Source organism: Lentibacillus amyloliquefaciens (genome assembly GCF_001307805.1).
Lineage (GTDB): Bacteria > Bacillota > Bacilli > Bacillales > Amphibacillaceae > Lentibacillus > Lentibacillus amyloliquefaciens.
In genome coordinates, this window is the sequence record NZ_CP013862.1 from 2,252,419 (window position 1) to 2,278,535 (window position 26,117).

The following is a 26,117-nucleotide window of genomic DNA, read 5'->3' on the forward strand; positions in this document are numbered from 1 at the left end:
TGTTCATCGATCGAGGTCAAAAACAGAACGTGTATCCGTATCAAACACTTACTTGGCACGACCAACGATTCGTAAGACACCAGAAATTCAGGAACAGACGCCTTAAAAGAAATCCAGCCAGATTTTAATCGCCGTTCCCAGAATTAGAACTGCCAGAATACTTTGCAGTACCTTTGTGTTGATGCGCTTTCCAGCATTTGCGCCCAGCGGGGAGGCAATAAGACTTGCGATAATCATAATGACAGCCGGAACAAAGAGCACCTGTCCCGTCATGAGCTTGCCGGCAGTAGATCCAATGGAAGATATAAACGTAATGGCAAGTGATGATGCAATCGTCATCCGTGTCGGTATTTTCAGGACAAGCAGCATAATCGGAACCAGTATAAATGCGCCGGCTGCTCCCACGATACCGGCACCAATCCCCGTCGCAAATGCCAGGCTGACGGCGAGCCACTTATTAAACGTAACCTGATCAAGTGGAATATCATCAATCTGATTCTTGGGAACAAACATCATAACAGCAGCGATGGTAGCCAGCACGCCATAAACAAAATTGACACCGCCATCTGTCATGAAACGGGATCCAAATCCGCCGATAAAACTGCCGATAAGAATGCTAATTCCCATGTAAAGAATTAACGTTTTATTTAAGTAACCGCCTTTCCGGTATGCCCACACGCCGCCGATTGTGGCAAACAGTACCTGAACCGCACTGATACCTGAAACTTCATGTGCCGTGAAGGCCGATAGCCCTAACAAGGGTGGGATAAACAACAGCATCGGATATTTAACAATCGATCCACCAATCCCAACCATTCCTGAAATAAATGAACCGGCAAATCCAATCAGAAATAAAACAATGATAAAAACGAGACTGTATTCCATATGAACTTTTTCCTCCTAAAAGAAGGAAACCCCCAGCGATAGGGGGGTTCCATTAAGCCTTTTTAATCCAGAATTTCAGGACGTCGTCTTCTTCTGCCTCTTCCATTAGTTCATGACCACCGGATTTCGCCCATGCTGCCAAGTCGCTTTTGGCTCCTTTATCTGTTGCATGAACTTCCAGAATGTCACCTGATTCTATCTCATCAATTGCCTTTTTCGTTTTGACAACAGGCATTGGACATGCCATACCTTTCGCGTCTAATACTTTTGCTGCTTCCATTATTATACCTCCTGTATACCCAGCAACAGCCTTCTCTCATCATTGAAAAAAGGCAACTGCAGAATTTTTAGCCATGGACCGCACAGCGATTCGGGCCAATTTCCATTTCGCGTTGTTTTTCGTCTTCCGGATTCATTTTACCCATATTGGTCTGGCGGATATTTTCATACTCATTAGGCTGTGGCGGCAAGTTCTCGGTAACCATCTTCCGGAATTCATTTTCGTCATCCACCTGCAGGCCTGAATTACGCTGATACAGATCCCCCAGACGTGCTTTGACACTGCCGTCATCAGTCAATTCCTCAACGAATGAGTAGTGTGCAGGCAGTACAACCAGGTCGTCAGATAACTTTTTGTAGCGGTTATAAAGCGTATCGCGAAGATCGCCTACCCAATCTTCTGCTTTTCCGGCTAAGTCCGGACGTCCGATGGATTTGACGAACAGAATATCACCGGTCAGCAGGTATTGATCATCAATAATCAGAGATGTGCTTCCCATAGTGTGTCCGGGTGAATAGATCGGCTGCACCTTCACAGTTGTACTGCCGACTGTTATATTACTGCCTTCTTCCAGAGGTGCATAATTAAATGTCACCCCTTCAGCGTCTTTAGACGGCAGGTGGTAAGTTCCGCCTGTATTATCAGCAAGCTGACGACCACCTGAAATATGGTCAGCATGAAGATGTGTGTCAATGGAATGCTTAACAGTGACACCTTTCTCTTCAGCAAATTTCTCATATATATCTGTCATACGATTGGCGTCGATAACCGAAGCTTCATTTTCTGAAACGATCATATAGGATAGGCATCCTTTACCAAGACGGACAAACTGATACAGACTGCCGCCACCATCCAAGTCAGCTAGTTTAACCGGCTCAAGATGTTCACTCCAGGCTTTCATACCGCCTTCCAAATCGTAAACATTGGTAAAGCCTTCTTCTCCCATCAATTCAGCTACCATTTTAGATGAATTGCCTTTAGCACAGACAACAATGATTTCCTGATCCTTATTCAGTTTTTCAGCAACAGGACCAACGCCATCAAGCAGGTTAAAATACGGCTCATTCATAACCTCAATACTGTCGCCTTCAATTTTCCAATCATCGAACTCATCCGTGTTTCGCACGTCGAGAATCAATGTTTTTTCACGATTGACAACGCGCCTTGCGAGTTGCCCGGTTGTAATAGATTGTGACATCATACAGCCTCCTTAAAAAATTTTCATTAAAACGTCAGTGAGATGTCAGCATCTTTGGCGAATTCAATAAATGACGCTGCTCCGCCAACTTCAATGCCATCAACGAAATTATCTTTGTCGAGATTCATGACGTCCATTGTCATTTGACAGCCAATCATTTTAACGCCCATTTCCTGCGCCATGCCCAGTAGTTCACTGATTGAAGGGACATTGGCGTTTTCAAAACCTTCCTGAAAATGTTCCTTCCCTTCCGGCAGTGGCAGATTCTTGTGCGCTTCTTTATGAATGAGATTTAGCCCTTCAAACGTGAAGAATATGCCTACCTCTTTATCGGATGCTGCAGCAGCGGTCGCAATGTTAAATACTTTATACGCATCAAACAAACCTCCATTAGCTGCAATAATTGCTACGCGTGTATTGTTTTCCATTATTTATTCCCCCAAATTTGTCGTTTGATTTTTCAGTTGGACCGTCCCATTCGGACATGCTCGGTACAACATTTTTCATATTCTTAACTTCCATTTACTTCTCTGCATCTTCATTCCATGACAGCACGCCATCTATATTGGTCACAACATAGCCTTCCTTCCACACCCTTTTCACCTACCCATATGGGTATATAAAGTGAATCTTCAATCAGTGGAGGTTTTCTTTCTTCCCCCCACTGATTGTTAGATGAACGAATCGGACATTTACTGGCAGTTGATTCCCCACCTAATCTCCATCGTATACGCGAACATTTGAGGTGAGGTCTTACTCCCAGTTACATGTGGGATAAATAATAATGACCCCTTCCCCATATATACTTATACCTGTACGGGTATTTAAATACTTAATAAAAAAAGGTTAGTACGTTTTATGTGACTTAACCTATTTTTTAGTTTAGAAGAAGTGTGGTCAATTTGTCAACTTTGCTATCTGCTTTTGACAAGCAGGTTGACTGCTTCTTTTATCAGTTCTTCAGACTTTTCACCGTTTTCCTCTTCTTCACGGATACACTGCTCAAGGTTTTGACTTACAATCACCGCAACCGCACGATCCAGTGCATTTCGGACAGCCGTCATCTGTGTCACAACATCACGGCAATCCTTTTCTTCTTCCATCATTTTCGCAAGTCCTCTGACTTGGCCTTCTATACGTTTAACACGGTTTTTAACGTCTGCTTCGTATTGCATCCGTCTATCACTCCTTTCATTAATGCCACATCAATTTACAGTGTTCCAATTACAGAGACAATCCTGTGATAGAAGAGTCTGTACAAACACATGCTATCATAATTTCCTCCCTTGAGAAGAACTCTATTTAGTTTATACCCGTGTCGGTATTTTTGTCAAACTGTAAGAACGTGCTGAAGAATAGTTTGATGCTTATACTATCACAACGTTTTTTAAAATGAACTAACACCACACACTTTGCAGATCAATGTACGTTTATATAATTGTTTTTTTCCGGATTATCTATATATCCTTGTGCCAACTCACTTGCTTCGCCAGCCATCGTGAACAAAACACCTTTTTCTTGTATATATCATTTAACGCGTGACAGCAATCAGCCAACGTTCCACAAGCTAATAATTCCAATTTAAGTGCTCTTAAAATTCATTCCAATCTTGAACACTTTTTTCCAAACGATAGGCATTGATACCTTTACTTCTTCTTAAAAGCTCTACAGCCTCTACTGACATCAAACAGTATGGTCCTCTGCAATAGACAACAATATCACGGTTGGTTAGCAAAGAAGAGATTTTTTCCCTTAATTCCTCAACTGGTATGGAAACAGCGCCCGGAATAACGGCCGTTAAGTTCTTTGCGAAGAACACATTTTAAAATGTCACATAAATGACATAAAACCTAAGATTCTTTTCATCAAATTTTCACAATGAACTTGTAGCATATGTTTTGGGAATCATTGAAATGGAGGAAACATGTAATGGTGGTAACGAGCAAATTAATGTCTATTGGCATAATTGTATTAAGTTTAGCTGTTGAATTTAGCTCCATAGTACTTGTATTCATAGCCAAGTGGATGTACCTTCATTCACCAAATCTTTTTTGTCAGTATTTTTAACAGCATCATTAATTTATGAGTTTATTCAACTTGTTTTTGATTATTATCGCGTTAACGTATGGTCTTCCTTAACGATTAATAGCGTATATTCAGCCGATTGCAACAGTTTTTGGTTATATCATGGCTCCCAGGTTTGTGGAATTGTTTTTCATAATCAGTTATTCAATAACCAGTTTTAAATTAAGAAAGGGATGATTAACAATGGGTGGAATTGAAGCAGACACAATGTTGATTGCGGGAATGTTTTTAGCGATAGGGGCAGGTGCATTATCGTTCTTATCACCCTGCGTGCTGCCAATCTTTCCTGCTTATATGTCATATATCACTGGAATTAGTGTAAAAGAGTTGCAAGGAAATAAGACTACTAAAATTCGTCGTCAACTGTTAAGCCATTCCTTGTTTTTTTTATTGGCAGTTTCGTTGGTATTCATCAGTTTAGGTGCCAGTGCATCATTTTTAGGACAATGGGCTCAAAATTTACTGATAGGGGATTCCGGTCTATTTATTCAACGAATTGCGGGCGTTTTCATCATAACGATGGGATTATTTGTTGCAGGATGGATTAACATTCCGACATTAATGAAAGAAAAACGTTTCCATTATTCAAAAAAGCCGGCTGGATATCTGGGGACATTTTTTGTTGGGCTTGGGTTTGCTGCCGGTTGGACGCCATGTATAGGTCCTATTTTTGGTTCTATTCTGCTTTTGGCCGCCAGTAACCCCGGTCAGGGTGTATTTTACACCGTTATGTACGTGATTGGCTTTTCATTACCTTTCCTTATTTTAACGTTTTTCCTTGGGTCAACGAGATGGATTGTCCGTCACAGTCAAGTAATCATGAAAATAGGCGGAGCGCTTATGATAATCATGGGGCTGATCCTGTTCTTTGGTTTAATGCCGCGTATTTCAGCGTTTCTCCTTAATTTGGTACAAGATACATGGTTATCAAGATTAGGATAATACGGAGGGATTATCAATGAAAAAAGCAATACTTATTGTATTGGCAGTAGGAATGCTCGGTTGGGCCGTGTACGATTTTATTAGCCCATCCGGTGAAACGTCCGACGTAGAAGATACCGGTGGAAATATGATTACGTCGCCGCCGCCTAATGATAACGAAGGTGAAGTCCAAGAGTTTAATGAGGTCGGACTTTCCCTGGGCCAAATTGCTCCTGATTTTGAACTGACCACACTTGAGGGTGAACCAGTACGTCTGTCTGACTATAGAGGGCAGCGTGTCATCGTTAACTTTTGGGCTACCTGGTGTCCGCCATGCAGAGAGGAAATACCGGATTTACAAAAGCTTTATGATGAAAAAGATGTTGAAATTTTAGCAGTGGATTTAACCAAAACCGAGGAAAGTGAAGAGAATGTCAGAGACTTTGCAGATGATTTTGAGATGACTTTCCCTGTACCAATGGACGTAAATTCTGAAGTTGCAACTACTTATCAGGTTCGGGCATATCCGACATCTTATATGATTGATTCAAATGGCCGTATACAATTCTCTGCAATGGGGGCAATGGATTATGATCTTATGGTGGAAGAGTTGTCAAAGATAGAATAACTGATGACACATGCCAGGAATAATGATTTTCATGCTTGAATGGAAAAATACCGCGCTAAGGTGAAGCATCAACAAGAAAGGAAATCAGAAATGAAACGTTTACTGTTCATGATATTTGTTATGACCCTTTTTCTAACTGCATGCGGGGAAGATATTGAAACGAATATGTCTGAGGACGTACAGGATTTTGAATTTACCACACAAGATAACGAAACACTGTCCCTAAATGACTTAAAAGGAGAATGGTGGATAGCTGACTTTATTTTTACAAATTGTACAACTGTCTGCCTGCCGATGACATCGAATATGTCAGAACTTCAAAATAAAATGAAGGAAGAAAATTTAGATGCCAGGCTTGTTTCCTTCAGTGTTGATCCTGATGATGACACCCCGGAAGTATTGAAAGAATATGCGAAAAGCTATCAGGCAGATTTTAGCAACTGGTCATTTTTAACGGGGTATGATTTTCAAACCATCAAAGAGTTTTCAATAAAGTCATTTAGATCAATTGTAGAAAGTCCGCCAGAGGGATCCGACCAGGTAACACATGGTACGAGTTTTTTTCTGGTTAATCCGAAAGGGAAAGTTATCAAACGATACTCCGGCATAGAGTCAAAGGAAATGGACAATATTATTCAAGATTTCAAAACCGTACTTAAATAATTCCGTAAATTGTTTTATAATACGAGCAAAAACCCTATTGGAATGAGTCCTTCCCACTAGCTAGGTGTGAGAGCATGCCTACATCATACCTCCCGTACTTGACTTATTTTCAGGGTATATTCATTCCCTTGAATGATAGGATGAATTTAATTCCATTGCTTTAAAGCTGCATTGCGTTAGCAGTCCATGAAGTTCATTATCCTCCCCGGGGATCGGATTCCCTGCTTTGCAATAAGCGATGTATTCTTCCATGTTCATGCTTGAAATCACCTGGCTTTCTTTCACTACGTATTTATGACGTTACGGACTACTTTACCACAAAGCTAACGGCTCACTGACACTTGGTTCCGGATAGACAGCATCTATTTTAGCCAGATCCGATTCTGTAAGCTTAATGTTTGCAGCTTTCACATTATTTATAACGTGTTCAGCATTACCGGACTGCGGAATAGCAATGGTCTGTCCATTACGAATACACCACGCCAGTAAAATTTGAAAAACATCTGCGTTATACTTTTTGGCAATATCCTGTAAAACGTTTTGTTTCGTTACAAGGGACAGGGACCACACTAGCAGAATGATCGGCTGCATAAGCCGATCTCCCTCATCATAAATAATACATCGTCTTATCAAGTTTTTGCCTCATATGCAGCTTTTGGACATTGCGTAAAAAATGGATTAAAATATGTATAAAATTGAAAAAAGGAAGAGGAAAGGTAATGCCAAAGGAAAATCCTCCAACCTATAGCGAGTACCTGCAAATGAATGATGACATCAAGTATGAAGTCATCGATGGTTATATTTATAATATGTCACCTTCTCCAAGTGTTAAACACCAAAGGATCGGTGTAAAAATCTCAACTGAATTCGATAACTATTTAAGAAAAAAATCCTGCGACGTTATTTCGGAAATCGACGTTTCTCTCGAAGGGGTAACTGATACGACAAAAATGAAAGATTGGGTCAGGCCTGATATCTCGATTATATGTGATAAGGATAAAATGAAAGAGAATTATATTGCCGGCGCCCCGGATTTAATCGTTGAAATTCTGTCAAAGTCTACGGCAAAAGCTGATAAAATGATTAAATTCAATCGTTATCAAGATGCAGGTGTAAAGGAATATTGGATTGTTGATCCAGCACACGAAGCTGTCGATGTCTATTTGCTGAAAGATGGCCATTTTGTTCATGACGGGACCTATACAAACGAAGAGACGGTTAGAGTCGGTATTTTTGACAATTTATTCATTGATCTGAATAATATTTTTGTTTGAAAAAGCAACTTCGGGATTGAAGTTGCTTTTTCAATCTGAGCACCCTTAAATCACCGCCAGTCCCTGAGTTCTTTTACTTTTCAGATGATCCGGCCATTCCACCGGGACTTTCTCCCAAGTCCGCCCGGCATCATAAGATATATAAAAGCCAAGATTATTAACCCCGTAGAAAACACCAGGCTCGGATGGATCTGAGGCAAGCGCAAAAACAGCGGATCCCTCCGGTTCAGGAAGGCCTTCATATACAGGCGTCCATGGTCCGCCATTTTCGCGCCGTACCAAAATCGTGCTTGCTCGCGATGGATCATATGCTGTATGGGGGCCTTGCGCAGCCGAAGCTACCATCATATCTGCATTTCCCGGGTCCACGGCAATACTGACCAAATAGTTATAAGGTTCAAGTCTCTCGTTGACTGTCTCCCAGGTGGTTCCGGCATCAAAACTTTCGGCATACCCGCCACCCGCGGCTTCATATATCCGGCCTGGAACTTGAGGATGGATCGCTAATGAATGGCAATCAAATTGGGAATTTGGTTTTCGATCCTCCCAAGTCGCTCCTTTATCTTCACTTTTCATAACACCGCCAAGCTCAATTCCGACAAAGATACGATTCTCATTATGAATGTCCGGTTCAATCCAACGCACGTGATGGGTATGGGGACGAGGCGGAAAGCTCCAGGAAGATCGTGATGGTACATCCAGCAAGCCCGGGCAATCGGTCCATGTTTGACCACCGTCTTCGGAACGAAACAAGGCACTGGGTTCCGTGCCTGCCCATACAACACGATAACCGTTCCTTTCCTCCGTCGGACTAACAGCAACACTCATCACCCGATTATGTGCTATACCTGACCCGGCAGGCTCCCATGTCTCGCCACTGTCATCACTGATCCAGAGACCATCGTCAAATGTTCCTCCATACAGCCGCCCCGGGCGAGTGGGATCTGCTGCGAGGCATAACAATACATTCGGTGCTGATCTTTCTGTCATCACCCATTCCTGTTCGGCTTTTTTTATTTCATAAACAGAGTTTCCCGCGGAAAAATATAAGGTTTTCAAGTGCTTCACCACCTTGAAATTTGAAATAACTTCACAGACAAACGCTTAGATATCTTTACCCTTATTTATTTTTCAAAAACAACTTCCCTCATCATCAACAGGTAGTTCCTTGCCCTTCCCTGAATGGAAAAATTGGATCTTTTAGATGAAACTCATACGTAGATTCATCTACTAAATCTCCATTTGCAATATTTTTGTGGGTAGCAACAGCTTTGATGGCAGTACCCACAGTCAGCCCTTATTTTAAACTTTTCAGCCAATAAACATGGTGGTGGTCAAGATCATCTGCATTGATTGTGACTGTCTCACCTCTGCTTGGTTTTGTAACGCATGCTCTATTTCTAACAATTTACCATTACAACCTTCAATTTTATGATCTAATCTTTCTACAGTGTCTTGGAGCGTACGAACTTTTTCTGCCTTATTCTTCTATTTTTAGAATTAAGCCACCTAATCTACAATTAAGTTAGATGGCTTTAAATTGTTTCATTCATCTCGAGGCAAAATCTTCACGGTTGCACTTACGGGTCCCTTTCCTAACATAGGTGAAAGATAGTTGCTGTTGCCGTATTTTTCTTTATACTCTCCATCTACCTTTTCTGTTAATACAGCATCATTGTCTATTGGTTGAAAACTAACATTGTATTCTTCACCAGCTAATTTTATCTTCCCGGCTTTTTGCTCTATAGCGGAATTATACCACCGTGAATCTTGACCGTTATAAGCTCTGACATAGAGATTGTCATCTGCAATAACGGACCAAATCCACGTTGGTGTCCCAGGCGTTTTCCCATCGCTGTAAAAAGGGGATATATACATATCATCCGCTTTGGAAAAAGCAGCAATTTGTTCTTGAGTCCAGTTGGCTTGCATTGCTTTCGCCTCCTTTTTCTTTCATTATAATGATAATACTTAGAGTCTACTTTAAGTCAAGAATAATGATCAAAATGAATATGTGGCCAGCAATGATAATTGGCTAATTTGCGTTAAATTAAATCCTTGCCCTTGAGTGGACTCAAGGTTGTAAGGTATAAGGAAATCAAAAAATAAAGGAGAGATTACACTATGGCAACCAAAGACAAGGTAGTTGTTATTACAGGTGCTTCCTCAGGAATTGGCGAGGCTACCGCAAAATTATTAGCATCAAAAGGCGCGAAAGTCGTATTAGGTGCTCGTCGTGGAGATAAATTACAAGAATTGGCGGAAGCTATCTCAAAAGCCGGAGGGCAAGACATTTACCAAGTAACGGATTTTACAAAAGCAGAAGATAATCAGAAATTAGTTGAATACCCAAAAAAGGAATTTGGAAAAGTGGATGTCATCTTTTTAAATGCCGGTTTAATGCCGAATTCTCCATTATCAGAACTGAAGAGCAATGAATGGAACCAAATGGTTGATGTAAACATAAAAGGTGTTTTAAATGGGATCGAAGCAATTCTCCCGGAATTTAAGCAACAAAAATCCGGTCATGTGATTACAACCTCTTCTGTAGCTGGGCTCAAAGCTTACCCTGGTGGTGCTGTTTATGGTGCAACAAAATGGGCTGTTCGCGATTTGATGGAAGTCCTGCGTATGGAATCCGCACAAGAAGGAACTAACATAAGAACAGCGACCATTTATCCAGCTGCCATCAAAACGGAGTTACTTGAAACAATCACGGATGAACAAACCGCAAAAGGTGCAAATGCGATGTACAATCAATATGAAATCGGTCCAGACCGTGTTGCCAACGTGGTCGCGTTTGCAATCGACCAGCCGGAAGATACCAATGTTAATGAATTTACGATTGGACCGACAACGCAACCTTGGTAACGAGATGAATTTCATGAATGTAAAAGAAATAATTCTCGTAAGGATGTTGCTGCGGGAATTATTGCTTCGCTTGAGAATAACCAAACAATTGAAAAAGCCTTTGTTATGATTGGTGGAGAAACGCCTATTTTAAAGGCATTAAAAACATTGCAGCTTTTCACAGAGGTCAGTGAGAAATTTAAACTGGCCTTTGACATTTTCCTATGAATAAAGGAGAAACATTGATTATGAAACAGATATTATTGAATAATGAATGATGTGGAAATGCCGATGCTAGGTGAAGAACAAGTCCATTTCACGAGGAGGATAAGTAATGAAACAGGCAACAGACATCATAATAGAGCCGTTTAAATACGAAGATGACGGCTGCATACCTAACAACCCGTCATTTCCGTTGTTGTTATATAAAAATGTCATGACTCACGAAGACCAGCCAATAGATATTTTAGCCCAGAACAATTGGCTTGGTGCTTGGCGCGGTGTTGTTGCTCCTTATCACCACTATCACAGTAACTCACATGAAGTTCTCGTAGCGGCCAGGGGATCGGGGTGGCTTCTTCTGGGGGGAGAACAAGGTGCTCAAGTGAATATCGGGCAAGGGGATACTATCATCCTTCCAGCCGGATTTGGACACAAGCGTTTGAAAGGCAGTGAAGACTTTGAAGTCATTGGCGCGTATCCTAACGGGCAAGATTATGATTTTTGCTATGGCTATTCAGATGAACGACCTGAAAAGCTGCAGAATATCAAGCAAGTACCTTTGCCGGATTACGATCCATTGTTTGGTGGAAATGGACCGATTTTTACGTATTGGCAAACTTAAGAAAAAAACTCCAGTCAAGACGCCAGAGCTCACCGGAGTGTCATGAAGTCTATTTTTGCATCACTCTCTGGCCGTATTCTTGCATAACACATCTAACTGAGATATTGAAAAAGGACGCTCCCACTTAAGGGAAACGTCCTTTTTGCATTAAAAGCTGTACTTTCTTGTGACATTTTTGATTTTGCAAAGATGCAAAACCCTGTCATGACAGAGGTGGGAGCATGCTTACATCATGCCGCCCATACCTCCCATGCCACCCATGTCAGGTGCTCCGCCGCCGCCATCATTTTCTTCAGGCATGTCAGCGACGACTGCCTCGGTTGTCAGGAACATCGCTGAAACAGAAGCTGCGTTTTGCAGTGCTGAACGGGTAACTTTTGTCGGGTCAACGATTCCGGCGTCAACCATATTAACCCATTCGCCGTTTGATGCGTTGAAGCCAACGCCGAGGTCTTCGCCTTTCAGACGCTCAACAACGATAGAGCCTTCAAGGCCGGAGTTGTGCGCGATCTGACGGATTGGTTCTTCAAGTGCACGCAGGACAATGTTAGCACCTGTTGCTTCATCACCAGTCAGATTGAGTGCACCGATTTTAGCCAGAGCATTGATATACGCTGTTCCACCGCCGGAAACAAGCCCTTCCTCAACGGCGGCGCGTGTAGAGTTGAGCGCATCCTCAATCCGGAGTTTACGTTCTTTCAATTCAGTTTCAGTTGCTGCACCGACCTTAATGACCGCTACACCGCCTGCCATTTTCGCAAGGCGTTCCTGCAGTTTTTCTTTGTCAAAGTCAGATGTTGTTTCTTCAGCTTGTGCACGGACCTGTGATACACGCTGGGTGATTCCTTCAGGGTCGCCGGCACCTTCAACAATGGTTGTGTTGTCTTTTGTCACAACAATTTTGTTGGCACGGCCAAGCTGGTTCATTGTTGCGTTCTTCAGCTCAAGACCAAGGTCTTCTGTGATGACTTCAGCGCCGGTCATTGTTGCAATGTCTTCAAGCATTGCTTTACGACGGTCACCGAATCCTGGTGCTTTAACAGCTACTGCGTTAAATGTGCCGCGCAGTTTGTTGACAACCAGTGTCGCAAGAGCTTCACCTTCAACATCTTCAGCAATGATCAAAATTGGCTTGCCTTGCTGAACGACCTGTTCCAGTACAGGCAATACTTCCTGGATATTGCCGATTTTCTTATCGGTAATCAGAACGTACGGATCTTCCAATTCAGCTTCCATTTTATCCTGGTCGGTTACCATGTATGGGGAAGCGTACCCGCGGTCGAATTGCATACCTTCGACAACTTCAAGTTCAGTATTGAAGCCTTTTGATTCTTCGATAGTAATAACACCATCATTGCCGACACGTTCCATCGCTTCAGCAATCAGGTTGCCGACCTGATCATCATCGGAAGAAATAGCTGCAACCTGAGAAATGGATTCTCTGCCTTCAATCGGCTCAGAAATACCTTTCAATTGGTTAACAGTTGCTTCAACGGCTTGTTCGATACCGCGACGGACACCAACCGGGTTAGCGCCGGATGCCACGTTTTTCAAGCCTTCACGGATCATAGCCTGAGCAAGGACGGTCGCAGTAGTTGTACCGTCACCGGCAACGTCATTTGTTTTGGATGCGACTTCGGATACGAGCTGTGCACCCATGTTTTCAAATTGGTCTTCGAGTTCAATTTCTTTGGCAATCGTTACACCGTCATTGGTGATTAGCGGTGAACCGAATTTTTTATCCAATACAACATTGCGGCCTTTTGGTCCCAATGTTACTTTGACAGCATCTGCCAGTGTATCAACACCGCGAAGCATGGCACGGCGGCCTTCTTCACTAAATTTTAGTTCTTTAGCCATTTAAAACGCCTCCTTGAATTTTATCTATGTCCTGACATTGATTCAGCTATAAATTATTCCACTACAGCCAAGATGTCGCTTTCACGCAGAATTAAGTATTCTTTTCCGGAGTAGTTCACTTCTGTTCCGGCAAATTTAGAGTAAATGACACGATCCCCTTCTTTGACCTCAAGCGCAACTTTTTCACCGTTGTCTGCTGTCCGGCCGGAACCTACTGCAACAACACTGCCTTCCTGCGGTTTTTCCTGTGCTGAGTCTGGAAGAACGATACCGCTTGCTGTTGTCTCTTCTTGCTCCACAAGTTCGATTACAACACGATCTCCTAGTGGTTTAATCATGCCGACAACCTCCTTAATTCCTTTTTCATGTATTTAAAAGTGTTTGTTAGCACTCCAATACATCGAGTGCTAATTCCAATTTATATAATAAATAATTCGCGCTTAAAATGCAAGTATTTATGGTTAATATTTTTCAAAAAAACAATAACAAATCGCCCAGCCCGTTCTGATATAATGCTTGGGCAAAATATGCTAAAATAAACGATGGTGTTTTTTCTTAAATTTACCCAAGAAAGCATATACTGAATAACAACTGCTTGCTAAAGGAGTCGTTTTATTTTGCCTAGACGTTACTGGTATGTGATTTTAACATACATTATTATGCAATTTTCCGGCCTTCTGTTTGCGCCGCTGCTTTATTTCCTGACACCGCTCGGCCTTACTGATGCTACGATTTATTGGACAATGTTCAGTTTTGTGGCTGCACTTTTCGTTGTTTTATGGCTCATGCGGCCTGATATGAAAACAGAGCCGCAGCGAAATGCCTCAGGAACCGGCGAAATGATTATTTGGTCAATTGCCGGTCTGTTTATGGCTTATGCCGCCAATTACCTGGCAACAATTATCGAAACGACGGTACTGGGGATTTCGCCTGGTTCTGAAAACACAGAAACAATTATGAACATTACACGGACCGTTCCGGCTTTCATGATCATTACGGCCATTATCGCGCCGATACTGGAAGAGCTTATCTTCCGCAAAATCATATTCGGGCAGTTTTATAAACGGTGGAATTTTTTCATCTCGGCCCTTCTCTCGGCACTGATTTTCGGAATCATTCATGGCGAGCCGCAACATATCCTTATATATTCAGGGATTGGGTTTGTGTTTGCATTCCTGTATGTGAAAACGAAACGTATTATTGTACCAATCATTGTGCATATGGCGATGAATTCCATTTCGGTTATTGTGCAATTAGCCCTTGACCAACAAGATATCGAAAAGATGATGGAACAATTGGAACAAATGCAAATGATTTTTATTGGAGGCTAATGTCATATGAAATTTTCACCAATAACAATGGGTTTCCTTTATTTTCTCGTTGGTATATTATTCACCTATGTAGCAATCCTGTCTGCAGAGGAGACGATATGGAATTTCATCACTATTCTGCTCGCCTTTTTGGCCACACTTGATTTCGGCGTCAGCATACGCATGTTTGTCATCCACTTCAAAGTTAAAAAGAATAATAAAAAGAAGTAGTGCCGGGCACTGCTTCTTTTGTCGTTTTCATTCGTTCAATAACTGGATTGACGCTTCCTGTGTTTCAATTGGCATCAATTGAGCACGTCAAACTTCATAATAGATTGAAAAGGAAACAATTCAAATGATGAGAAGATTTGCCGGATAACATTAATTATTTCTTCAACGGATAATGCTTCAAAAAATACGCCAATGACTGCAATTCCACTGCCAAATCAATATGGTGAACGCGGATATTGGATGGAACGGTTATCCTGGCCGGTGTGAAGTTAAGAATCCCCGAGATGCCGAAATCAACTAGCCGATTCGTAATCGATTGCGCTTCACCGGCCGGTACTGTCAAAATAGCAACCGATATAGCCTCCATTCTTTCCTCAAGTTCTTCAATCGGATAAACCGATACACCGCCAATGTCTGCTCCAACCTTGGAAGGGTCCGCATCAAACGCCATAACAATTTTGGTATTATTGTTTTTAAGGAAATTATAATGCAAAAAGGCTGTCCCGAGATTGCCCACTCCAATCAGAGCCACTTCAGTCAACTCATCCTGGTCAAGCGTTTTTCGGAAAAATCCGAGCAAATACTCGACATTATAGCCATAACCTTTCCTTCCCAATGCCCCAAAATAGGAAAAGTCCCTTCTGATAGTTGCTGAATCAACCTTAACCGCCTCGCTCAGCTCCTTGGATGAAACACGTTTTTTCCCCTGGTGATTTAAATTATTTAAAAATCTGTAATATAATGGCAAGCGCTTCGCAGTAGCTTGTGGTATTTTATTCTGTTCCACTGTCAGTCCTCCCTGATTCCCGTTTGTAATTACCTGATTTGCCACCTGTTTTGGAAACTAAATAAGTCTCACCAATGACCATTCCTTTATCAAGCGCTTTGCACATATCATAAACCGTCAGCGCCGTTGCAGAAGCCGCTGTCAGCGCTTCCATCTCAACACCCGTCGATCCTTTTGTTTTAACTGATGCTTCTATCTGCAATTCGTAATGATTGTCATCTATATTCCACTCAAATGAAATGTCGGTCCCTTTTAATTGCAGCGGGTGACACATCGGAATCCACTGTGATGTATTTTTGGCGGCCATGATCCCTGCTACCTGGGCGACTGCCAGCACATCGCCCTTCTTCATTGTATTTGCTGATATATTATCGTAAATCTCTTCTGTCACATGTATACTGGTCACAGCAGATGCCGTCCGTTCCGTTTCACTCTTTTCGCTGATATCAACCATGCGGGCTCTGCCTTGTTCGTTAAAATGTGTGAAATCAGACATATGTCTCAGCTCCATTCTTCTTTATCACCTAATGCCTATTCTATCAAAAATCCATCCCTGAGTCGTGATTTATTTCACAAATTCACAATATGATTGCCCTTTTAAATCATAGTACGGTACACTTGTTAATGGATGTTCAAAAAGCTTGCCAAGTTAGAAGCAAGAAGGCTGAAACGGCTGTTTTTTTGAACGTATAAAAGAGGTGAACAATGATGATATTAATGCAGCTCAATAATTTATCCAAGTCATTCGGAGCTGAAGAAATCCTATCGAATATAAAACTTGAAATAAAAGAAAATGACCGGATCGCAATCGTCGGGAGAAATGGTGCCGGAAAATCAACCCTTCTCAAAATTATGGCTGAAGAAATGCCGTATGATGAAGGTGAAATATTTAAGCCAAAAGGGCTCTCCATAGGTTATTTGACTCAGCATAGCAGTCTTGAATCAGATAAATCGATTTGGGATGAAATGATGGAGGTATTTGATTATTTGCTGGATCAGCAGCAAGAACTCAGAACGCTTGAAGAAAAAATGAAGCAGACGGCTTCGCTTTCCAGGCAGGAATATGATCAGCTGCTGCTTGATTACGACAGGAAACAGCAAGCATTCGATGAAGCCGGCGGGTACCGGTATGAAGCCGACATAAAAGCTGTCCTGACAGGGTTGAATTTTCAGGATTATGATTATAATACGCCGATCAATGAATTAAGCGGCGGTCAGAAAACACGTCTGTCGCTTGGCAAATTGCTTTTAAAAAAGCCGGAATTATTGATTCTGGACGAACCGACCAACCATCTGGATATCGATACAATGGCCTGGCTGGAAAATTACCTGACAAGTTACCCTGGCGCTGTCCTGATCGTTTCGCACGACCGCTATTTCCTTGATAAAACGGTCTCAATCGTTTATGAAATAAGCCGGAATAACTCCAAAAAATATAATGGGAACTACAGCTATTATTTAAAACAGCGTGCGCTTGATTATGAACAGGAACTGAAAGAATATGAAAAACAGCAGACCGAGATTAAACGCATGGAAGATTTTATCCAGCGCAATATTGCCCGGGCATCCACATCAAAGCGTGCCCAAAGCCGGCGGAAACAGCTCGCTAAAATGAAAAAACTGGATGCGCCAAAAGGTGATGAAAAATCAGCAAACTTTTCATTTAAAATAAACCGGGCAAGCGGGAATGATGTACTGAAAATCGATGAGCTGGCCTTTCAGTACGAAACGGATGAGCCCGTGTTTTCCAATCTCACATTGCATATGAACCGCGGTGAGCGGTTTGCGCTGGTCGGCCCGAATGGTGTCGGCAAGTCAACATTACTGAAGACGATTCTTGGGGAATTTAAGCCGAATACAGGTACAATCAAAATCGGCACGAACGTTCAAATCGGCTATTATGATCAGGAACAGGAAATGTTAGCATCAGCCAAGACTGTGCTTGATGAATTATGGGACTTGTATCCCGATACAGATGAAAAAGACATTCGCACCGTATTGGGGAATTTTTTATTTTCAGGTGAGGACGTCCTTAAAACCGTCCATTCCCTGAGTGGCGGTGAAAAAGCGCGGCTGTCCCTTTCAAAGCTGATGATGGAAAAAGCTAACTTGCTCGTTCTGGACGAACCGACCAACCATCTGGATATCGACAGCAAAGAAGTTCTGGAAGCCGCTTTGATGGATTTCCCGGGAACAATTATTTTTGTATCCCACGATCGCTATTTTATCAACAGAATTGCTGATAAGGTCGTTGAAATGCGACAAGACGGCTCAACAGTCTACTTGGGCGACTATGACTATTACACTGAAAAAAAGCAGGAAGAAATCGAAATTAAAAAACTGCAGCAATCCAAAGAGACTGTTAGCACTGCGGACCAGCAGAAAAGTAAATTTCACGAAGACAAGCAGCTGCAGCGACAGCAGCGGAAGAAGGAACGCCGGATCAATGAACTCGAAGAAACGATTGAACAGAAGGAAGCTGAACTGGCTGGACTGGAGCAAAAAATGACCGAGCCCGAAGTTTATGAAGATCATGAAAAATCGCTCGAGCTGACTAAACAGACAAGCGAATTAAAACAAGAAATCGACCAGCTGATGGAAGAATGGACAACATTGCAGGAATGACTTATAACAATTAAACGAAAACAGCCTGGTTCAACGTGAGCGAGGCTGTTTTCGTTTGTTAATCAAACGTTTGTTTAATAAATAAGACCTGTCATTCAAAGAAATCCATCCACACACATATGCACAAGTTAACAATGATTAGACGGGTTTCCACTTCACTTATACACATTTCCCACAAGAAAACCCCTGATTATCCACAATTATAATCCACACTTTAAAAGTGAACAAACCGGAATCTATAAAAAATATCCACACTGCTATGGATAAGCGTGTGGATATTAATTAAGCATTAGTGATGGATTCGCGTTTAAATCCCATCCGGATCGTTTTCCCTGCTGATAGGTGACAAATCCTGCTGCAGCAATCATGGCTGCATTATCTGTACACAAATTAAGCGGCGGAATAAGCAGTGGGATAGTCGTCTCACTGAATTTGGCCTCAAGAGCTTGTCGCAGACCCTGATTTGCCGCAACACCACCGGCCACAATTACCTGCTCCACGTTATATTGTGCTGCGGCTTTGTATGTTTTGGCAGTCAATACGTCAACAACGCTCTTCTGGAAACTGGCTGCCACATCTTCCTTATTAAAGGTTTCACCGCGCTGTGAGGCATTGTGAATCGTGTTGATAACCGATGATTTTAACCCGCTGAAACTGAAATCAAAACTGTCTTCTTCCAGCCACGCCCGTGGAAAATTAATCGACTCCTCACCTTCCCGCGCCAAGTGGTCAATCTGAGGGCCGCCGGGGTATGGCAAATCCAGCACTCGGGCAACCTTGTCATACGCCTCGCCTGCAGCATCATCACGTGTCTCACCAATCAATTCATATGATCCGTGCTCATCCATCAGGACGAGTTCCGTATGACCGCCGGAAACAATCAATGCCAACAGCGGAAATTCAAATTCACGTTCGAAACGATTGGCATAAATATGTCCGGCAATATGATGAACGCCAATCAATGGTTTCTGTTTCGCAAACGCCAGCCCTTTAGCAGCATTAACACCTACCAGTAAAGCGCCAACAAGGCCGGGACCTTCTGTTACAGCAATCGCATCAATATCGTCCCAGGATAGATTTGCTTTTTGAAATGCCTCTTCGATAACAATTGTGATTTGTTCAACATGATGACGGGATGCAATCTCTGGAACAACCCCGCCGAATCGTTTATGGCTGTCAATTTGGGACGCCACCACATTCGAGATGATGTCTGTTCCATTTTTAACGATTGCAGCTGCCGTTTCGTCACAGCTTGTTTCAATTCCGAGGATATATACATCTTTGTTCATGATAAATTCACCCACATAACAATGGCGTCTTCCTGATCATCCGTATAATAATTTTTACGAATACCGCCAGGAACGAGCCCGAATTTTCGATACATCCGCTGAGCAATTGTGTTGGAAACACGGACTTCCAGCGAAAGCCTTTTGGCACCAAGCTTTATTGCCGCTTCCAGCGTATAGAAAAATAGTGTTTCCCCTAACTTTTTACCTCTGCAGGTGGGGGCAATCGCAATATTGGTGATTTGTGCATCGTCAATGACATGCCACAAACCCGAATAGCCAACCACCTGCTGATCCAGAAGAATGACATAATAATGTGCATATTGATTATTAGTCAGTTCATGCAGTATAACATCCTTTGGCCACGGAGCCGTGAATGATTCTGTCTCAACGGCCATCACATCATCAATATCAGTCAGCTCCATCTGCCGTACAACAACTTCAGTCATCGCTTTCCTGTACCTTCTTCAGCCAGTTCGCTTCCGCCTCAGCAAGCCGCAAATAATTGGGGATCAATGTATGGGTGGACTCGGCTGTTTTATCTATTCCCGCGCAGGCCAAATCGGCAGGCGAGGCCAATTGAAATGGGCCTTCTGCAATGACTGCCCGCCTTCCCAAATACGTTTTAATTAATTCACGATGCAATTCGATATCCGGACTTAAAAACAACACGTCCTGATTTGTTTTGGCAAGTTCTTTCAGCCAGTCTTCCATCATGATGTTATTCTCATCACGAACCAACTCAGGTTTTCCATTCTGCATTTCATATAATCCGGTATAGACAAGCCCGCGCCGCGCATCAAAAAACGGGCAAATATACGAATTATAAAAGTACCCCTGCCAGGCAAGCACCTCAAGACTTGAGATGCCTGCGAGCGGTATGTCAAGCGCCCATGCCATTGATTTTGCCGTTGTCAGTCCAATTCGCACGCCTGTATAAGATCCAGGCCCTTTCGCAACAACAATCTTATCCAAATCCTGCGGTGTCATATCAACGTCGTGCATCAACTGATTAATGGCCGGCATAAGCCGAACCGAATGATTCTTTTTTAAGTTTGTCATGACTTCACCAATTAACTGGCCGTCTTTCAGCAAAGCAACCCCAAGTGCTTGGTTTGATGTATCCATCGCAAGTATATTCATTCCAGCGGCTCCTCACAGATAACCGGCCACTTTATGTGCAACCGATTCATAATGTTCGCCCATTGGTCGAAAATCCAATAAACGCGTCGTTTCATTTATATATGACAGATTGACAGCTAAATATTCTGACGGAAGATACCTTTCAATAAAGTGTGCCCATTCCACAACACATATGCCATTTCCATTAAAATATTCTTCAAAACCGATATCTTCCTCAGAGTCTTCCAACCGGTAAACATCCATATGATAAAGTGGCATTTCCCCATGGTATTCTTTAATCATTGTAAATGTGGGGCTGTTAACTGTTCGTTTAATTCCAAGCCCGTTGGCAAGCCCCTTTGTAAAAGTCGTCTTGCCGGCGCCCAAGTCACCTTCCAGCGTTACAACATCACCAGGTTTCAGTAATAATGCCAGTCTTTCCGCGACGTTCCTTGTTTCAATATCAGAATGTGTTTTAAATTGATACTTGCTCATTATGTCACCTGCTTCGATGGGTATAACCCCTTTTTTTCAACAGTTGCTTATGATTATTCCGGTCCTTCAGCCACACATCATATTCATCATCATTTGCGTCATCTATATACCCTACCTCAGTAACCTGCGTGCCTGTTTCAGCAGCGATATCCTGTAACGTCTCCCATTCATTCCTTGAAACGGCCCCCAACAATTCAAAGTCTTCACCGCCATACAGTTTCCATTCATGTTGCTGATCTGCGCTAAACTGATTAAAATTCATGCTGACAGGCAGTTTATCTTCATAAATGGTTAAACTTATGCGGGAAGCTTCAGCAATTTCATGTGCCTCACTAGCAATGCCGTCACTTATATCGTTGAGTGTAACACGCGAGAGCGCGCCAAGTTCATTTGCAAAGTCAGATCTCATATCAGGCATGCGGTGTCTTTGATGATAAAACGTTTCATTTGTATAGTTACCAGGGTTGTTCAGCATATAAAAACCGGCTGCAGAATCCCCGAGAGTGCCCGTTACAAAGACAATATCGTCGTTTTTTGCTGTGCTTCTGTATCGAGCCTTTCCTCGATCAACATAACCAATTACCGTTATAGATAGTGTCAAATCACCACCGGATACAGTGTCACCACCGATTAAATCCATCCGGTAATCTGCAGCGATTTCAGCCATCCCCTGATAGATACCGGCCAATTCCTCATTGTTCCAGGAATCCGGGATAATAATTGATACAAGATAAAATGCAGGAATCGCCCCCATTGCACTGAGGTCACTGATATTAACCGCAAGGAGCCGATATCCTATGTGGAAAGGATTCATCGTTGATCTTGAGAAATGAACACCTTCAACAAACGTATCAACAGCAGTCACGATATCCCGGGAAGTCTGTCGGAAAACCGCTGCATCGTCCCCCACACCTTTTATAACTGAAGGTTGTTTATAGGTATGTTGTTTAATTGAATCAATAAATTCAAATTCATTCATTGTATACCACCATTTTAGTATTAACTATATTTATGATAGCAAATACAGCACAAAAATGAAATTTAACGATCATAGGGATACGATTTTTAAGTATAATGCTGAACATATCCTGTAATAACTGAGTCAAATTTTGAAAAATAGTTTTAAACAAATAAGGCCGTTTCCTTTGCTCTGGAAACGGCCGGTTAATTTATGTATTTCTTGAAAAATAAGTTCATTTCATTCATCATCAGCCAATTATATTCATAAATGGCGGTCCGGACGGGACTCGAACCCGCGACCTCCTGCGTGACAGGCAGGCATTCTAACCAACTGAACTACCGGACCAGTTGGCAAATATTAATCACATTAATGGTGCGATTTGTTAATTTTTTGGTTGCACTTCACAGCACTACTTATCTTCAACTTGCACTGATATATATTCGATATTTTAAGTTGAAGTATTTTGGTTGCGGGGGCAAGATTCGAACTTGCGACCTTCGGGTTATGAGCCCGACGAGCTACCAGACTGCTCCACCCCGCGGTATAAGAAAGTATTGAAATGAAATGCCTGGCGGCGTCTTACTCTTGCAGGGGTTAAACCCCAACTACCATCAGCGCTGGAGAGCTTAACTGCTGTGTTCGGCATGGGAACAGGTGTGACCTCTCCGCTATCGCTACCAGACTTTGTCATTTCTATCGTGCTGTCGTCTCTTCCGTTTTGACGGACAAGAATTATTATAGGCATTTTCACCAGAAAATGCAAGGGGTTTTGACAAATTTGCACCCTGAAAACTAAATAAGAGCTTCATTCAACGTTTTTTGCGGGTTAGTTAAGTCCTCGATCGATTAGTATCCGTCAGCTCCACGTGTCGCCACGCTTCCACCTCGGACCTATCAACCTCATCGTCTCTGAGGGATCTTACTCACTTAATGTGATGGGAAGTTTCATCTTGAGGGGGGCTTCATGCTTAGATGCTTTCAGCACTTATCCTTGCCACACGTAGCTACCCAGCTATGCTCCTGGCGGAACAACTGGTACACCAGCGGTGTGTCCATCCCGGTCCTCTCGTACTAAGGACAGCTCCTCTCAGACTTCCAATGCCCACGACGGATAGGGACCGAACTGTCTCACGACGTTCTGAACCCAGCTCGCGTACCGCTTTAATGGGCGAACAGCCCAACCCTTGGGACCGACTACAGCCCCAGGATGCGATGAGCCGACATCGAGGTGCCAAACCTCCCCGTCGATGTGAACTCTTGGGGGAGATAAGCCTGTTATCCCCGGGGTAGCTTTTATCCGTTGAGCGATGGCCCTTCCATGCGGAACCACCGGATCACTAAGCCCGACTTTCGTCCCTGCTCGACTTGTAGGTCTCGCAGTCAAGCTCCCTTCTGCCTTTGCACTCTGCGAATGATTTCCAACCATTCTGAGGGAACCTTTGGGCGCCTCCGTTACACTTTGGGAGGCGACCGCCCCAGTCAAACTGCCCGCCTGACACTGTCTCCGGACCGGGTCACGGTCCGGGGTTAGAATGTCCGTACAGCCAGGGTGGTATCCCACGGGTGCCTCCACGTAAGCTGGCGCTCACGTTTCGACGGCTCCCACCTATCCTGTACAAGCTGTACCAACATTCAATATCAGGCTGCAGTAAAGCTCCACGGGGTCTTTCCGTCCAGTCGCGGGTAATGCGCATCTTCACGCATAGTATAATTTCACCGGGTCTCTCGTTGAGACAGTGCCCAAGTCGTTGCACCTTTCGTGCGGGTCGGAACTTACCCGACAAGGAATTTCGCTACCTTAGGACCGTTATAGTTACGGCCGCCGTTTACTGGGGCTTCGGTTGAGCGCTTCGCGCCCGAAGGCGCTAACGCATCCCCTTAACCTTCCAGCACCGGGCAGGTGTCAGCCCCTATACTTCGCCTTTCGGCTTCGCAGAGACCTGTGTTTTTGATAAACAGTCGCTTGGGCCTATTCACTGCGGCTCATCTCTCATGACGAGCACCCCTTCTCCCGAAGTTACGGGGTCATTTTGCCGAGTTCCTTAACGAGAGTTCTCCCGATCACCTTAGGATTCTCTCCTCGCCTACCTGTGTCGGTTTGCGGTACGGGCACCTGTGAACTCACTAGAGGCTTTTCTTGGCAGTGTGGAATCTGGAACTTCGGTACTCAATTTCCCTCCCCGTCACAGCTTGAGATTGTTGAACGGATTTACCTGCTCAACTCCCTCACTGCTTGGGCGCACAATTCCGACAGTGCGCTTTCCATATCCTGCTGCGTCCCCCCATCGTTCAAACGTTCACGAGGTGGTACAGGAATATCTGCCTGTTGGCCATCGCCTACGCCTTTCGGCCTCGGCTTAGGTCCCGACTAACCCTGAGCGGACGAGCCTTCCTCAGGAAACCTTAGGCATTCGGTGAAAGAGATTCTCACTCTTTTTTCGCTACTCATACCGGCATTCTCACTTCCAAACGCTCCACCAGTCCTCACGGTCTGACTTCGCAGCATTTGGAACGCTCTCCTACCATTGTTCTAACAGAACAATCCGCAGCTTCGGTGATACGTTTAGCCCCGGTACATTTTCGGCGCAGAGTCACTCGACCAGTGAGCTATTACGCACTCTTTAAATGATGGCTGCTTCTAAGCCAACATCCTGGTTGTCTGAGCAACTCCACATCCTTTTCCACTTAACGTATACTTAGGGACCTTAGCTGGCGGTCTGGGCTGTTTCCCTCTCGACTATGAACCTTATCACCCATAGTCTGACTCCCAAGGATGCGTCGCTGGCATTCGGAGTTTGACTGAATTCGGTAACCCGGTGAGGGCCCCTCGTCCAATCAGTGCTCTACCTCCAGTACGCTTAACCTTGAGGCTAGCCCTAAAGCTATTTCGGAGAGAACCAGCTATCTCCGTGTTCGATTGGCATTTCACCCCTACCCACACCTCATCCCCGCATTTTTCAGCATACGTGGGTTCGGGCCTCCAGTCAGTGTTACCTGACCTTCACCCTGGACATGGGTAGATCACACGGTTTCGGGTCTGCGACCGTATACTGCTTACGCCCTCTTAAGACTCGCTTTCGCTTCGGCTCCGTGCTTAACACTTAACCTTGCATACGATCGCAACTCGCCGGTCCATTCTACAAAAGGTACGCCGTCACCCATTAACGGGCTTCGACTACTTGTAGGCACACGGTTTCAGGTTCTTTTTCACTCCCCTTCCGGGGTGCTTTTCACCTTTCCCTCACGGTACTGGTTCACTATCGGTCACCAGGGAGTATTTAGCCTTGGGAGATGGTCCTCCCGGATTCCGACGGAATTTCTCGTGTTCCGCCGTACTCAGGATCCACGCCGGAGGAAACGTCTTTTCGGCTACGGGGCTCTTACCCGCTTTGGCTGACGATTCCAGGTCAATTCGCCTAAAACGTTTCTTGATAACTCCTGTGGCGTGTCCTTCAACCCCGGAAAGCAAAGCTTTCCGGTTTGGGCTGTTTCCGTTTCGCTCGCCGCTACTCGGGAAATCGCTCTTGCTTTCGCTTCCTCCGGGTACTGAGATGTTTCAGTTCCCCGGGTGTGCCGCTTGTGCCCTATTGATTCAGACACAAGCACTGCCCCATTACGGACAGCGGGTTGCCCCATTCGGAAATCTCCGGATCGCAGTCTACTTACGACTCCCCGAAGCATATCGGTGTTAGTCCCGTCCTTCATCGGCTCCTGGTACCAAGGCATTCACCGTGCGCCCTTAATCACTTAACTAAGTTTGCGTTCGTTTAACGAACGCGTCATTTCAATGTCGTTGAATGTCTTGCTCTTAT

27 protein-coding genes, 2 tRNA genes and 2 rRNA genes are annotated in these 26,117 nt (G+C 43.7%); 9 read left to right on the plus strand and 22 right to left on the minus strand.

All coding sequences use genetic code 11. The annotated features are described in order from the left end of the window. Nucleotides 1-102: 102 nt before the first annotated feature. From AOX59_RS11180 to AOX59_RS19710, 6 genes are all read right to left on the minus strand, one after another. Complete coding sequence (locus AOX59_RS11180; RefSeq protein ID WP_068445583.1) at nt 103-885, minus strand: sulfite exporter TauE/SafE family protein; 783 nt, start codon at nt 883-885, stop codon at nt 103-105. 52 nt (nt 886-937) lie between these two features. Beyond that, a complete protein-coding gene (locus AOX59_RS11185; protein ID WP_010529525.1) occupies nt 938-1,165 on the minus strand; it encodes a sulfurtransferase TusA family protein in 228 nt (75 codons plus the stop codon). A 67-nt stretch (nt 1,166-1,232) separates the two neighbouring features. Beyond that, nucleotides 1,233-2,363, minus strand: coding sequence for an MBL fold metallo-hydrolase (locus AOX59_RS11190; protein ID WP_068445585.1), 1,131 nt, complete (start codon nt 2,361-2,363; stop codon nt 1,233-1,235). A 26-nt stretch (nt 2,364-2,389) separates the two neighbouring features. Further along, complete coding sequence (locus tag AOX59_RS11195; protein WP_068445586.1) at nt 2,390-2,791, minus strand: DsrE/DsrF/DrsH-like family protein; 402 nt, start codon at nt 2,789-2,791, stop codon at nt 2,390-2,392. Between the two features lie 486 nt (nt 2,792-3,277). After that, entirely contained in the window at nt 3,278-3,538 is a 261-nt protein-coding gene (locus tag AOX59_RS11200) for a metal-sensitive transcriptional regulator (RefSeq protein WP_068445587.1), read from the minus strand. A 416-nt stretch (nt 3,539-3,954) separates the two neighbouring features. Further along, entirely contained in the window at nt 3,955-4,182 is a 228-nt protein-coding gene (locus AOX59_RS19710; protein WP_156418689.1) for a rhodanese-like domain-containing protein, read from the minus strand. 449 nt (nt 4,183-4,631) lie between these two features. Between AOX59_RS19710 and AOX59_RS11205 the strand changes: the two genes are divergently transcribed. From AOX59_RS11205 to AOX59_RS11215, 3 genes are all read left to right on the plus strand, one after another. Next, nucleotides 4,632-5,390, plus strand: a complete 759-nt coding sequence (locus AOX59_RS11205; RefSeq protein ID WP_068445588.1) for a cytochrome c biogenesis CcdA family protein — start codon at nt 4,632-4,634, stop codon at nt 5,388-5,390. A 16-nt stretch (nt 5,391-5,406) separates the two neighbouring features. Continuing rightward, nucleotides 5,407-5,997 carry a TlpA family protein disulfide reductase gene (locus AOX59_RS11210; RefSeq protein WP_068445593.1) on the plus strand — a complete coding sequence of 197 codons (591 nt, stop codon included), beginning with the start codon at nt 5,407-5,409 and terminating at the stop codon, nt 5,995-5,997. Nucleotides 5,998-6,087: 90 nt separating this feature from the next. Then, nucleotides 6,088-6,660 carry an SCO family protein gene (locus tag AOX59_RS11215; protein ID WP_068445595.1) on the plus strand — a complete coding sequence of 191 codons (573 nt, stop codon included), beginning with the start codon at nt 6,088-6,090 and terminating at the stop codon, nt 6,658-6,660. Nucleotides 6,661-6,972: 312 nt separating this feature from the next. Here the strand turns inward: AOX59_RS11215 and AOX59_RS11220 are convergent, their stop codons facing one another. After that, nucleotides 6,973-7,251 carry an aldo/keto reductase gene (locus AOX59_RS11220; protein ID WP_068445597.1) on the minus strand — a complete coding sequence of 93 codons (279 nt, stop codon included), beginning with the start codon at nt 7,249-7,251 and terminating at the stop codon, nt 6,973-6,975. 128 nt (nt 7,252-7,379) lie between these two features. On the opposite strand from AOX59_RS11220, the gene AOX59_RS11225 reads away from it, so the two are divergent. Further along, the gene (locus AOX59_RS11225) at nt 7,380-7,934 is read left to right on the plus strand and encodes a Uma2 family endonuclease (protein ID WP_068445599.1); all 555 of its coding nucleotides are present in this window, start codon (nt 7,380-7,382) and stop codon (nt 7,932-7,934) included. A 45-nt stretch (nt 7,935-7,979) separates the two neighbouring features. Here AOX59_RS11225 and AOX59_RS11230 read toward each other — a convergent pair whose 3' ends face one another. Continuing rightward, entirely contained in the window at nt 7,980-9,002 is a 1,023-nt protein-coding gene (locus AOX59_RS11230) for a WD40/YVTN/BNR-like repeat-containing protein (protein ID WP_237049254.1), read from the minus strand. A 477-nt stretch (nt 9,003-9,479) separates the two neighbouring features. Continuing rightward, nucleotides 9,480-9,866: a DUF2255 family protein gene (locus tag AOX59_RS11235; RefSeq protein WP_068445604.1), complete on the minus strand. Its 387-nt coding sequence runs from the start codon at nt 9,864-9,866 to the stop codon at nt 9,480-9,482. A gap of 192 nt (nt 9,867-10,058) precedes the next feature. Between AOX59_RS11235 and AOX59_RS11240 the strand changes: the two genes are divergently transcribed. Next, complete coding sequence (locus tag AOX59_RS11240; RefSeq protein ID WP_068445605.1) at nt 10,059-10,805, plus strand: SDR family oxidoreductase; 747 nt, start codon at nt 10,059-10,061, stop codon at nt 10,803-10,805. Between the two features lie 313 nt (nt 10,806-11,118). After that, nucleotides 11,119-11,628, plus strand: a complete 510-nt coding sequence (locus AOX59_RS11245; RefSeq protein WP_068445606.1) for a cupin domain-containing protein — start codon at nt 11,119-11,121, stop codon at nt 11,626-11,628. Nucleotides 11,629-11,853: 225 nt separating this feature from the next. On the opposite strand, the gene groL is transcribed toward AOX59_RS11245, so the two are convergent. Together groL and groES are read right to left on the minus strand one after the other, a co-directional pair. After that, entirely contained in the window at nt 11,854-13,488 is a 1,635-nt protein-coding gene (gene groL / locus AOX59_RS11250; protein ID WP_068445608.1) for a chaperonin GroEL, read from the minus strand. A gap of 53 nt (nt 13,489-13,541) precedes the next feature. Next, nucleotides 13,542-13,826, minus strand: coding sequence for a co-chaperone GroES (groES, locus tag AOX59_RS11255; RefSeq protein ID WP_068445610.1), 285 nt, complete (start codon nt 13,824-13,826; stop codon nt 13,542-13,544). A gap of 279 nt (nt 13,827-14,105) precedes the next feature. Here groES and AOX59_RS11260 point away from each other — a divergent pair, with 279 nt between their 5' ends. Then, entirely contained in the window at nt 14,106-14,819 is a 714-nt protein-coding gene (locus tag AOX59_RS11260; RefSeq protein ID WP_068445612.1) for a CPBP family intramembrane glutamic endopeptidase, read from the plus strand. 6 nt (nt 14,820-14,825) lie between these two features. Beyond that, nucleotides 14,826-15,029, plus strand: coding sequence for a YdiK family protein (locus tag AOX59_RS11265; protein WP_068445613.1), 204 nt, complete (start codon nt 14,826-14,828; stop codon nt 15,027-15,029). 154 nt (nt 15,030-15,183) lie between these two features. On the opposite strand, the gene AOX59_RS11270 is transcribed toward AOX59_RS11265, so the two are convergent. Both AOX59_RS11270 and moaC read right to left on the minus strand, forming a co-directional pair. Then, the gene (locus AOX59_RS11270) at nt 15,184-15,816 is read right to left on the minus strand and encodes a redox-sensing transcriptional repressor Rex (protein WP_068445617.1); all 633 of its coding nucleotides are present in this window, start codon (nt 15,814-15,816) and stop codon (nt 15,184-15,186) included. Further along, nucleotides 15,803-16,312: a cyclic pyranopterin monophosphate synthase MoaC gene (moaC, locus tag AOX59_RS11275; protein ID WP_068448291.1), complete on the minus strand. Its 510-nt coding sequence runs from the start codon at nt 16,310-16,312 to the stop codon at nt 15,803-15,805. Before moaC ends, AOX59_RS11270 begins: the two co-directional genes overlap by 14 nt. A gap of 212 nt (nt 16,313-16,524) precedes the next feature. Between moaC and AOX59_RS11280 the strand changes: the two genes are divergently transcribed. Then, the gene (locus tag AOX59_RS11280) at nt 16,525-18,441 is read left to right on the plus strand and encodes an ABC-F family ATP-binding cassette domain-containing protein (RefSeq protein ID WP_068448293.1); all 1,917 of its coding nucleotides are present in this window, start codon (nt 16,525-16,527) and stop codon (nt 18,439-18,441) included. 278 nt (nt 18,442-18,719) lie between these two features. On the opposite strand, the gene tsaD is transcribed toward AOX59_RS11280, so the two are convergent. The 9 genes from tsaD to AOX59_RS11325 all read right to left on the minus strand — a co-directional run bounded on the left by tsaD (nt 18,720) and on the right by AOX59_RS11325 (nt 26,058). Next, nucleotides 18,720-19,730, minus strand: coding sequence for a tRNA (adenosine(37)-N6)-threonylcarbamoyltransferase complex transferase subunit TsaD (gene tsaD / locus AOX59_RS11285; protein ID WP_068445618.1), 1,011 nt, complete (start codon nt 19,728-19,730; stop codon nt 18,720-18,722). Then, on the minus strand, nt 19,727-20,176 hold the full coding sequence (gene rimI / locus AOX59_RS11290; protein ID WP_068445620.1) for a ribosomal protein S18-alanine N-acetyltransferase: 450 nt from the start codon (nt 20,174-20,176) through the stop codon (nt 19,727-19,729). The genes tsaD and rimI overlap by 4 nt, the downstream gene beginning before the upstream one ends. Further along, complete coding sequence (gene tsaB, locus AOX59_RS11295) at nt 20,169-20,870, minus strand: tRNA (adenosine(37)-N6)-threonylcarbamoyltransferase complex dimerization subunit type 1 TsaB (RefSeq protein ID WP_068445622.1); 702 nt, start codon at nt 20,868-20,870, stop codon at nt 20,169-20,171. Before tsaB ends, rimI begins: the two co-directional genes overlap by 8 nt. 12 nt (nt 20,871-20,882) lie before the next feature. Further along, nucleotides 20,883-21,344: a tRNA (adenosine(37)-N6)-threonylcarbamoyltransferase complex ATPase subunit type 1 TsaE gene (tsaE, locus tag AOX59_RS11300; protein ID WP_068445624.1), complete on the minus strand. Its 462-nt coding sequence runs from the start codon at nt 21,342-21,344 to the stop codon at nt 20,883-20,885. A 4-nt stretch (nt 21,345-21,348) separates the two neighbouring features. Further along, on the minus strand, nt 21,349-22,323 hold the full coding sequence (thiL, locus tag AOX59_RS11305; RefSeq protein WP_068445626.1) for a thiamine-phosphate kinase: 975 nt from the start codon (nt 22,321-22,323) through the stop codon (nt 21,349-21,351). Nucleotides 22,324-22,573: 250 nt separating this feature from the next. Continuing rightward, nucleotides 22,574-22,650 (minus strand) — tRNA-Asp (locus AOX59_RS11310). Nucleotides 22,651-22,769: 119 nt separating this feature from the next. Beyond that, nucleotides 22,770-22,846: transfer RNA gene (locus AOX59_RS11315), tRNA-Met, on the minus strand. Between the two features lie 25 nt (nt 22,847-22,871). Further along, nucleotides 22,872-22,987, minus strand: a 5S ribosomal RNA gene (rrf, locus tag AOX59_RS11320). Between the two features lie 144 nt (nt 22,988-23,131). Further along, nucleotides 23,132-26,058: ribosomal RNA gene (locus AOX59_RS11325) — 23S ribosomal RNA — on the minus strand. Nucleotides 26,059-26,117: the final 59 nt, after the last annotated feature.